Below are 10398 nucleotides of genomic sequence, written 5' to 3' on the forward strand. Positions count from 1 at the left end.
AGTCCGGGCTTTATTACAATCGGTACCGGTACTACGATCCACGGCAGGGTCGGTATATCCAAAGTGATCCGATTGGACTCCGGGGAGGCGTTAATACCTACGCTTACGTCGGTGGTAATCCTCTGAATTTTGTTGATCCCCTTGGGTTATATACCGAGATTATTATTTGGCAACCTGTGGGGCATTCGTCATCATCATTTGGGCATGTGTCTTCAAATGTTAATGGAACTAACTATTCGTGGGGGCCAGGCGGTTGGGATACGAAATATCCTAATGCTTCTGATTATGCGAATCGCCAGCACACTTTTCGTTCAGGGGTTGGTCAAATTCTCAATTTGACTCCAGAACAAGAAGCAAAATTAGTTGCGTGTTATGCAAAGCATGGAGGCGATTACAGTGCATTTTCGAATAATTGCGGTGATCCTCATAAGGACTGTTTGAAAGAAGCGTTGGGTTCGTCTGTCTCTGATTCATTATTCCCAGTGAATATTGGTAATGATTTGTTGGATTCTCCACTCAATGGTGGATCGACTTTCTACCCTGGGCCTGAGCGCGGATTTTGGGATGATGGATTTTGGGCAAGATGAAAAATATGAAAAATAATATGCTTTGGATAATCCTGATGCTGGCATGTGGAATTACGGGGCTGTTTTTTTATATGCAGCAAAAACCATCGTTATACTTGATGGCAAAAGACATTGTTCCGGTGTTCTCGAGTCAAGAAGACGCAATGACTTTGCCTAAGGAGAGGGCTTGGAAAAACTTAGAGCCTCAACAGAAAGTGCAAGTGCTTTCATGTGTGGATGTCAAGCACTACCTCATTTACAAGGTATCTCTTAATGGGGAAGTGGGATTTGTGAATGAAGGAAACTATGTGCTTTTAAGAAACGATAAACCGGCTATTTGTTAAACTTGATTCGAGCCTTAAACAGAAAGCCCAGCCAAGCGCTGGGCTTTCTGTTTAACAGGCCGTTGAAAAACGCATGTTGAAATCGGACCTCGCTTTCGTTCTTCGTTGCACGTCGATGTTTTCAAGGTCGGCGAGGTCAATTTCGACCGCTTTGCAGCCGAATTCGAGGCCTTTTGGGAATCAAAAGGGTCAGAGTCGTTTGAAGCCGCTGGGGCGGCTCACCGCCCACAGCCTGCCCGGGGCGCCGGTGACGCGTTACGAACACAACGCCGTGGGCCCATCCCGCCCACCCAGTGCATGAAGGTGCGCCACAGGTTGATCGAGGTCGGCAGATACTCGAGCCCGGTGAGCACGGTCGCGCCCGTCGTCGTCAAGCCGGAGGCAGCTTCGAAATAGGCGTCGGTAAAAGACAGTGCCGGCATGTACAGCATCAGCGGCATGGCGCCGAAGATCGGCACCACGATCCAGGTGGCCGCCACCAGCAGGAAGCCGTCATGGATGCGCAGGTCTCGGCGCTGATGGCGGGTGGTGACCCATGCCAGCAGACCGCAGATGAAGGTCACCAGCAGGGCTTCGTCGTAGGAGGCGATGGCGCCATCGTCGAGAAAATAAGACACGGCGAGCGGGAACGCCATCACCAGTCCGAACAGCATCAAGACAAGGCCAAGCGCACCGATGACCGGAAAATAGCTGCGCATCTGATCAGTCCGGCACGCGCGTTCGCCCGCCGGAACACCCGGGAAAGGCTGCGAATGCTAGGTTGAAAGACATAAAGATGGTGTAAAGATTCTGCATCGCAGCAATTCTTCAGCGCGCCCCACCGGGTCGTCGTCCGCGCATATACATGCGGGCAAACACGAATAGCCATGCGTCGTGGATGCGGGGCAGAGTAAGCCATTGATCTCGACTCGACGCCAGAGCGGGCGACTTCGATGCAACCATTTGACTGCTCACAATACGGTAGGAGACTTTCGATGAAACTGATCCGAACCCTTGGCCTGGTCGCCGGCATGACGCTGGGCGCTACGCTCGGCACCCAACCGGCGCACGCCCAACAATTCGTGAACGTGCTGACCGGCGGAACCAGCGGCGTATATTACCCGCTCGGGGTCGCGCTCTCCCAGCTCTATGGCAAGGCGCTGCCGGACGCCAAGATCAGCGTGCAATCGACGAAGGCCAGCGCGGAGAACCTCAACCTGTTGCAGGCCGGGCGTGGCGAAATTGCCTTCGCGCTGGGCGATGCGGTCTCCGACGCATGGAACGGCGTCGAAGAGGCGGGCTTCAAGACCAAGCTGAACAAGCTGCGCGGCGTGGCCGCGATCTACCCCAACTACATCCAGATCGTCGCCGCCGCCGACTCCGGCATCAACACGCTTGCAGACCTCAAGGGCAAGCGGGTGTCGGTGGGCGCGGCGCGCTCGGGAACGGAACTCAACGCGCGGGCAATCTTCAAGGGTGCGGGCATGCGCTACGACGACCTGGGCAAGGTCGAGTACCTGCCGTTCGGCGAATCGGTCGAGCTGATCAAGAACCGGCAACTCGACGCCACGCTGCAATCCGCCGGACTCGGTGTGGCATCTCTGCGTGATCTGGCCAACGCCGTCAAGATCGTCGTGGTCCCGGTGCCGGCCGAGGTCGTCGCGAAAATCGGCGACGCCGCCTATCAGGCCAGCGTCATTCCGGCCAATACCTACCAGGGTCAGACCGCCGACGTGCCGACCGCGCGCATTCGCAACATCCTCGTCACCCACGCCGGCGTCTCCGACGACGTCGTGTACGCGATGACGAAGACCATGTTCGACAACCTCGACCATCTCGTCAGCGCACACGCGGCGGCCAAGGGCATCGTCAAGGAGGACGCGACGGCCGTGCCGCTGCCACTGCATCCGGGCGCGGCGCGTTACTACCGCGAGGCCGGACTGCTGAAGTAAGCCGCCTGGCGACCCGACGCCAGCACCGAGCGCACATCCCGCCCACGTCGTGACGCGGGATGTCATCCCATCCGGAGTCGCACATGTCAGAATCCAGCTCGCTCACGCCGTTCGGCTGGGAGCGCGAAAAGGGCTACCAGGCACGCGCCCTGTTCCTGATCGCCGTGGCGTTCTCGACCTACCAGATCGTGATCGCAGCCTATCACCCGCTGTCGTCACAGGTCGTACGCACGATTCACGTCGGCTTTCTGCTGCTGATGACCTTTGCCTCCTTTCCGGTGTGGCTGCCGCATCGTCGCAGCGTGCCCGCGCTGGCGTGGCTGGTCGGCCTCACCGGTTTCGTGCTGGCGTTCTACCACTGGATCTTCGAAGCAGACCTGATCCAGCGTGCCGGCGACCCTACCACCACCGACCTGGTCGTCGGCACCATCACCCTGATACTGGTATTCGAAGGTGCGCGCCGCATGATGGGGCTGGCGCTCCCTCTCATCTGTGCGAGCTTCTTCGCCTACGCCGCCTTCGGCCAATACCTGCCGGGCGAACTCGCCCATCGAGGCTACGCCTTTTCGCAACTCATCGAACATCTCACCTTCGGCACCGAAGGAATATACGGCGTACCGACCTACGTCAGCTCCACCTACATCTTTCTGTTCATCCTGTTCGGCGCCTTTCTCGAACAGGCCGGCATGATCCAGCTCTTCACCGACTTTGCCCTCGGCACCGTCGGACATACCCGCGGCGGGCCAGCCAAGGTGTCGGTGATTTCATCCGGCCTGATGGGCACGATCAACGGCTCGGGCGTGGCCAACGTCGTCACCACCGGTCAATTCACCATCCCGCTGATGAAGCGCTTCGGCTATCGGCCCGAGTTTGCCGGCGGCGTGGAGGCCACCGCCAGCATGGGCGGCCAGATCATGCCGCCGGTCATGGGTGCGGTCGCCTTCATCATGGCCGAGACCATCGGCGTCGCCTACGTCGAGATCGTCAAGGCCGCGATCGTGCCCGCGGTACTCTACTTCATCACCGCGTTCTGGATGGTGCATCTGGAGGCCGGCCGCGCCGGTCTGCACGGCCTGGCCAAGAGCGAATGCCCGGACGCATGGGCTGCCGTGCGCCGCGGCTGGTATTTGCTGCTGCCGCTGGCCATACTCGTGTGGCTGCTGTTCTCGGGGTACACGCCGCTGTTTTCCGGCACGGTCGGACTGGCACTGACGGCGGTGCTGATCTTCGGCGCGGCCATTGCGCTGCGGCTCAGGGGTATCGCCCTGAGGGTGGCGTTCTGGATCGCGCTGGGCATCGCCTGCTCGGGCTTTCTGAAGTGGGGCATCGACGCATTTTTCGTGCTCATCGCCGTGCTCGTCGTCGCCTGCGCCTTCGTCCGCGGCGGCCGCGAGACCCTTCGGGTGGCACTCAATGCGCTCGCCGACGGCGCCCGTCACGCCTTGCCGGTGGGCGTGGCCTGCGCCCTGGTCGGGGTGATCATCGGCGTGCTGACGCTGACCGGAGCGGCAACCTCTTTCGCCAACATGATCATTACGCTGGGCGAGAACAACATGCTGCTGTCGCTGGTTCTGACCATGCTGGTCTGCCTGCTGTTGGGCATGGGCATTCCGACCATTCCCAACTACATCATTACCTCGTCGCTTGCCGCACCGGCCCTGCTGGAACTCGGGGTGCCCCTGATTGTCAGCCACATGTTCGTGTTCTACTTCGGCATTCTTGCGGACCTGACCCCCCCGGTCGCGCTGGCCGCGTTCGCCGCGGCACCGATCGCGGGGGTATCGGGCATGAAGATTGGCGTACAGGCCGTACGGATTGCCATGGCAGGCTTCATCATTCCCTACATGGCAGTCTATGCTCCCGAGCTCATGCTGCAGGGCGACCCCGGTTTTGTGGCGGTGGCGTGGATTGTGTTCAAGGCCTTGCTTGCCATCGGCCTGTGGGGCGTTGCCTCGGTGGGCTACCTGTGGCAGGCAGTGAGCTGGCCCGAGCGCGTGGGCGCGCTCCTCGCCGCCGTCTGCCTGGTTGCCGCCCTGCCCATCACCGACGAGATCGGCATCGGCGCAGCCACGCTGCTGCTAGGCCTGCAGGTCAGGCGGCGCCTGCGCGTACGTGGAAACAAGGCCGGCGCCGACTCGCCAAAGTCATAAGCTGAAAACAAAAAACGCAGCTTACGCTGCGTTTTTTGTTTGGCCCCCCGCCTGTGCCGTTTCCGCCGGGCATCCTGAACCTAGGGTTCAGGGAGGTCACTTTCCTTCCGCATCAGGCTCACCCGGCGAGGGGCGTGCACACCAGCGGCATCAATGGTCAGCAACCGAGTCTCTCGACTATTGGTTCAAGGAATCTACGACTTCAACGAACACGGCAGGGGATTGATTTTGCACGCTTTTTTAAAGCTCAAAAGAGCTTGTCCTGCTGGGCCAGTACCCCGTCAAGGCGTGCTTGCATGAGTCCGATTCTACGCTTCGCGGCCGGCATGTCAAACCCGTTTCCGCGTTGATGCTGGAGAAATTCATGGGCGATGTTGAGTGCAGTCATGACCGCCAGTTTCTCGCCCGATGCATTGGTCTTGCCGATCAATTCGTTCAATTTGCCATCGACATAGGTGACGGCTTCGAGCAGTCCGGCCTTGGTCTCGGCTGTGCACGACACTCGGTACTCCTTGCCCAGCAAAGCGATGTCCAGGGATTCCATGCGTTCGTCCTCAGGCTTCTGGCAACTTGGCCAGCAGGGCTTCCAGCTTTTCGGTCGCCAATTTCACCTTGGCAGCCAGTTGATGATTCTCGGCCTCGAGCCTGGCCACGCGCGTGCGCAACTCGCGGTTGCCCGCCTTGAGTTCGCCGTGCTGACTGATCAGTTGCTCGATCTGGGATTCGAGCCGGGTGAGTTCTGCGTCCATGTGGTGGATGGTAGCGGGGGGAGAATGAGGCGGTCAATAAGCCGGGCGAGCCCGGTCCAGCGGGCCCCGCCAGGGGCCCGGACAGTTGCTTGCTCAGCGTTGAACCTGAGTCACGTCACGTACTGCACCGGTATCGGCCGAGGTGGTCAGTGCCGCATAGGCCTGCAACGCAGCCGACACATGGCGTTCACGGTCCGCCGGCTTCCACGCCGCCGCCCCTTTGGCTTCCATGGCGGCACGACGGCGCGCCATTTCCTCATCGCTGATGGCCAGGTGGATGCGACGATTGGGAATATCGATCTCGATCATGTCTCCGTCCTCGACCAGGGCGATAGCGCCACCGCACGCGGCCTCCGGCGATGCATGGCCGATCGACAGCCCCGACGTCCCCCCGGAAAAACGGCCATCGGTGAGCAAGGCGCATTCCTTGCCCAGACCACGACTCTTCAGGTAGGAGGTCGGATACAGCATCTCCTGCATACCCGGCCCGCCCTTCGGACCTTCATAACGGATGACGACCACGTCCCCGGCCTGCACCACTTCACCAAGAATGGCGTCGACCGACGATTCCTGACTCTCGAACACGCGGGCACGACCCGAGAACTTCCAGATCGATTCGTCAACACCCGCGGTCTTCACGATACAGCCCTTCTCGGCGATATTTCCGTACAGCACCGCCAGGCCGCCATCCGTGCTGAAGGCATTGGCCTTGTTGCGGATCACGCCCTTGACGCGATCCATGTCGAGTTCGTTCCAGCGCCGGTCCTGACTGAAGGCCACCTGCGTCGGCACGCCACCTGGCGCAGCGAGGAAGAAGTCGAACACCGACTTGTCGTGCGCCTGCATGATGTCCCAGCGCGCCAGCGCATCGCCCAGGGTCTTGCTGTGCACGGTCGGCACATCGCGATGCAACAGGCCCGCGCGGTCGAGCTCGCCAAGAATGCTCATGATGCCACCGGCCCGATGCACATCCTCGATATGCACGTCCGGCACCGCCGGCGCCACCTTGCACAGGCAGGGCACGCGACGCGAGATGCGGTCGATGTCCTTCATGGTGAAATCGACGCCGGCTTCCTTCGCCGCAGCAAGCAGGTGCAGCACGGTGTTGGTCGAGCCGCCCATGGCGACGTCGAGCGTGATCGCGTTCTCGAAGGCCTTGAAGCTCGCGATCGAGCGCGGCAGTGCCGAGACATCGTCATGCTCGTAATAGCGCCGTGCCAGTTCCACGATGCGATGACCGGCGTCCTTGAACAGCTTTTCACGGTCGGCGTGAGTGGCCAGCGTGGTGCCGTTGCCCGGCAGCGACAAGCCGAGCGCTTCGGTCAGGCAGTTCATCGAGTTGGCGGTGAACATGCCGGAACACGAACCGCAGGTCGGGCAAGCCGAGCGCTCGACGGCATCGACCTCCTCGTCGGAACAACTCTTGTCGGCAGCCTTGACCATCGCATCCACGAGGTCGAGCGAGATGACCTTGGCCTCCCACTTCACCTTGCCCGCCTCCATCGGACCACCGGACACGAAGATGGCCGGAATGTTCAGGCGCAGCGCGGCCATCAGCATGCCCGGCGTGATCTTGTCGCAGTTGGAAATGCACACCAGCGCATCGGCGGTGTGAGCGTTGCACATGTACTCGACGCTGTCGGCGATGAGATCGCGCGAGGGCAGCGAATACAACATGCCGCCATGCCCCATGGCGATGCCGTCATCGACGGCAATGGTGTTGAACTCCTTGGCCACACCGCCCGCCTTTTCGATCTCGCGCGCAACCAGCTGCCCCAGATCCTTCAGGTGTACATGGCCAGGCACGAACTGGGTAAAGCTGTTGGCAATGGCGATGATCGGCTTTTCGAAGTCGCCATCCTTCATGCCGGTCGCCCGCCAGAGCGCGCGGGCGCCCGCCATGTTGCGGCCGGCGGTGGAAGTGCGGGAACGATACTGGGGCATGACGGTGCTCCGGGAAAATCAGCAGGAAGACCGAAGATTCTAACCCCCCTGCCGACGCCGCGGAACATCTGTTCGTGTGAACAGGGGGCACCCCCTGACCTTGCCTGCGCTTGGAGGCCGCATCCACCGCGGCCAAGCGCCCCGTTCAGCCCCCCGCGCACGTGATCGTAATCGCACCGTAACGGGCGCGTCACCGTCCCGCAACGCACGCTTTCGACAATGGCCGCACTCAAACCGGAAAGGGATGCACGCCATGCTCCAGACCCGCCAGCAAACATCGCAACGGCCCGGCCGCAACCTCCACGTCGGCCTCGCAACCTGCGACACCGAGATTCTCGAAGCCCAGAAGCTGCGCTACCGCGTGTTCGCGGAGGAAATGGGCGCGCGCCTCAACACCCGCACGCCGGGCGTCGATCGCGACATCTACGACCCGTTCTGCGAGCACCTGATCGTCCGCGACGAGGACGCCGGCCGCATCGTCGGCACCTACCGCATTCTGTCTCCGTCGGCGGCACGCAAGGTCGGCGGCTACTACTCGGAGAACGAGTTCGACCTCACCCGGCTGCAGCACCTGCGCAATCGCATCGTCGAGATCGGACGCTCCTGCATCGACCCGGAGTATCGCAGCGGCGCGGTCATCACCCTGCTGTGGTCCGGTCTTGCCCGCTACATGAAGGAAAACAACTATGGCTATCTGATCGGTTGCGCCTCGGTCAGCATGGCCGACGGCGGGCACGCCGCCGCCAGCCTGTATAATCGCTTGCGCGAAACGCATCTGGCACCGTTGGAGTACCGCGTGTTCCCGCGCCTGCCGCTGCCGCTCGAGATGCTCCGTGGCGACCTGCCGGCCGAAACGCCGCCGCTGATCAAGGGTTATCTGCGTGCAGGCGCCTGGGTCTGTGGCGACCCGGCATGGGACCCGGATTTCAACACCGCCGACCTGCCCCTGCTGATTCCGATGGACAAGGTCTCCGACAAGTACGCCAAACATTTTCTGGGGCGCAAAGACTGAACACCGAAATCGCCAGCGCACCGCGCACGCCGCCGCGTCACGCCGCCAGCCCCGCGCTGCTGCGTGCTTGGCGGCGCCTGCGTCTCGGCGTGCACCTTGCCCGCGGCGTGATCACGATCGCGCTGATCTACCCGTTGATCTCCGAATCCGCGCGCCTGCGCCTGCGCCAACGGTGGTCGCAAGGCTTGCTGGATATCCTCGGCATCACGCTGGAGCACGGCGGCGCCACCGTCACCCCGGGCTGCATGCTGGTCGCCAACCACGTTTCCTGGGTCGACATCTTCGTCATCAACGCGCTCGCACCGACGGCCTTCATCTCCAAGCACGAGGTCAGGTCATGGCCGGTGATCGGCTGGCTTGCGGCACGGAGCGAAACCGTCTTCCTGCGTCGTGGCAGCAGAGGCCATGCGAAGATCGTCAATGCAGAGATTGCCGGCCTGCTCGACGCCGGACGAAATGTTGCCGTCTTCCCGGAGGGCACCACCACGGACGGCAGCCAGGTGCTGCATTTCCACGCTGCCCTGCTGCAACCGGCAATCGAGGCCAGCCGCCCACTGCAGACCTTGGCGCTGCGGTATCGCGACGCCGACGGCAATCCGAGTTGCGCGCCGGCCTACGACGGAGAGCTGAGCTTGGGCGAGTGCCTGCGCAACATCCTGTCGCATCGCCGCCTGGTGGCCTGTATCGCAGTGGACACACCAATCCCCACCACGAGCGACAGCCGTCGCCGCGAGCTTGCGCTCGCCACCCGCAACTGGATTGCCGGGCGCATCGGGGCCGAACAGCGGCCCGCGCCGGAGCGAGACGCGGCACAGGCTAACGTCGAGGCGACGCAAACAGAACCGGCCTGAGCCCCCCGTACGCAGCAAGACCTGTCAGGCCGGCACCTGGAACACCGTGCCGTCGTCCAGCCGCACCGCAGTCAGCTTGCCCCCCCAGACGCAACCCGAATCGAGCGCAATCAGGCCCTCCCTGCGATAGAAGCCAAGCGCCGACCAATGGCCACACACGATCGTGTGCGCGCGGTTGAAGCGATCTGGCGCATCAAACCACGGCACGGTGCCGGCCGGCGCCTTGCGTGGCGGCCCCTTGCCGCGCAAGGCCATGCGCCCGTCCGGCGTACAGAAACGCATGCGCGTCATGGCGTTGACGATGACGCGCAAGCGTGGCCAGCCCTGCAACGCGTCGTCCCAGCGATCGGGCCGGTCGCCGGCAAGGTGGAGCAGAAACTGGCTTGCATCGGGGCCCGTGAGGGCTGCGCTGACTTCGGCGGCAAGCGCCTGCGCCTTGGTGATGGTCCACGCAGGCAGCACGCCGGCATGCACGACTGCGTAGTCCCCCTCGACATGCATCAGCGGACACTGCGCCAGCCAATGCAGGAGTTCCTCGCGGTCGGGCGCCTCCAGCACCTGAAACAGCGTATCCGCGCCGTCGCGGCGCTTGTCTCCCGCCGCGACCATCAGCAGGTAGAGATCGTGATTGCCGAGCACGACCAGCGCGGCATCCCCCAGATCGCGCATGAAGCGTAACACCTGCACCGACTGCGGACCGCGATTCACCAGGTCGCCGACAATCCACAGGCGATCGGCGGCGGGATCGAAACCGATCCGCTCGAGCAGACGCTGAAGCGCTTCGTAACAGCCCTGAATATCGCCTATTGCGTAGGTTGCCATCGCCCGGACGGTGGGAAAAAAGAATGGCC

Annotated in this window: 10 protein-coding genes, 1 other RNA gene and 1 pseudogene; 6 read left to right on the forward strand and 6 right to left on the reverse strand. The window is 62.1% G+C overall.

Translation table 11 applies throughout. The features are described from left to right. Window positions 1-587: RHS repeat-associated core domain-containing protein (locus tag J5J83_RS11800; protein ID WP_212349320.1), on the forward strand; the 587-nt coding region annotated here is incomplete at its 5' end. Continuing rightward, window positions 584-910 carry a hypothetical protein gene (locus J5J83_RS11805; protein WP_212349322.1) on the forward strand — a complete coding sequence of 109 codons (327 nt, stop codon included), beginning with the start codon at window positions 584-586 and terminating at the stop codon, window positions 908-910. The genes J5J83_RS11800 and J5J83_RS11805, both read left to right, overlap by 4 nt. A 275-nt stretch (window positions 911-1185) precedes the next feature. Here J5J83_RS11805 and J5J83_RS11810 read toward each other — a convergent pair. Next, window positions 1186-1608: pseudogene (locus J5J83_RS11810) on the reverse strand (potassium transporter TrkG); the annotation flags it as partial. A gap of 276 nt (window positions 1609-1884) precedes the next feature. Between J5J83_RS11810 and J5J83_RS11815 the strand changes: the two are divergent. Further along, the gene (locus J5J83_RS11815; protein ID WP_249115698.1) at window positions 1885-2841 is read left to right on the forward strand and encodes a TAXI family TRAP transporter solute-binding subunit; all 957 of its coding nucleotides are present in this window, start codon (window positions 1885-1887) and stop codon (window positions 2839-2841) included. A gap of 83 nt (window positions 2842-2924) precedes the next feature. Continuing rightward, window positions 2925-4991, forward strand: a complete 2067-nt coding sequence (locus tag J5J83_RS11820; protein ID WP_212349335.1) for a TRAP transporter permease — start codon at window positions 2925-2927, stop codon at window positions 4989-4991. Window positions 4992-5031: 40 nt separating this feature from the next. On the opposite strand, the gene ssrS is transcribed toward J5J83_RS11820, so the two are convergent. From ssrS to ilvD, 4 genes are all read right to left on the reverse strand, one after another. Next, window positions 5032-5215, reverse strand: a non-coding RNA gene (gene ssrS, locus J5J83_RS11825) — 6S RNA. 23 nt (window positions 5216-5238) lie between these two features. Beyond that, on the reverse strand, window positions 5239-5535 hold the full coding sequence (locus J5J83_RS11830) for a cell division protein ZapA (RefSeq protein ID WP_212349337.1): 297 nt from the start codon (window positions 5533-5535) through the stop codon (window positions 5239-5241). A 10-nt stretch (window positions 5536-5545) separates the two neighbouring features. Beyond that, window positions 5546-5740, reverse strand: coding sequence for a hypothetical protein (locus tag J5J83_RS11835; protein WP_212349339.1), 195 nt, complete (start codon window positions 5738-5740; stop codon window positions 5546-5548). 93 nt (window positions 5741-5833) lie between these two features. Beyond that, the gene (gene ilvD, locus J5J83_RS11840) at window positions 5834-7684 is read right to left on the reverse strand and encodes a dihydroxy-acid dehydratase (protein WP_212349341.1); all 1851 of its coding nucleotides are present in this window, start codon (window positions 7682-7684) and stop codon (window positions 5834-5836) included. Between the two features lie 253 nt (window positions 7685-7937). Here ilvD and J5J83_RS11845 point away from each other — a divergent pair, with 253 nt between their 5' ends. Both J5J83_RS11845 and J5J83_RS11850 read left to right on the forward strand, forming a co-directional pair. Continuing rightward, complete coding sequence (locus J5J83_RS11845) at window positions 7938-8696, forward strand: GNAT family N-acyltransferase (RefSeq protein ID WP_212349343.1); 759 nt, start codon at window positions 7938-7940, stop codon at window positions 8694-8696. Window positions 8697-8785: 89 nt separating this feature from the next. After that, window positions 8786-9547: a lysophospholipid acyltransferase family protein gene (locus J5J83_RS11850; protein WP_349251887.1), complete on the forward strand. Its 762-nt coding sequence runs from the start codon at window positions 8786-8788 to the stop codon at window positions 9545-9547. 24 nt (window positions 9548-9571) lie between these two features. On the opposite strand, the gene J5J83_RS11855 is transcribed toward J5J83_RS11850, so the two are convergent. Further along, window positions 9572-10369, reverse strand: coding sequence for a symmetrical bis(5'-nucleosyl)-tetraphosphatase (locus J5J83_RS11855; RefSeq protein ID WP_212349346.1), 798 nt, complete (start codon window positions 10367-10369; stop codon window positions 9572-9574). Window positions 10370-10398: the final 29 nt, after the last annotated feature.

The organism is Azoarcus sp. L1K30, from assembly GCF_018122735.1.
In the GTDB taxonomy this organism is placed as follows: domain Bacteria; phylum Pseudomonadota; class Gammaproteobacteria; order Burkholderiales; family Rhodocyclaceae; genus Parazoarcus.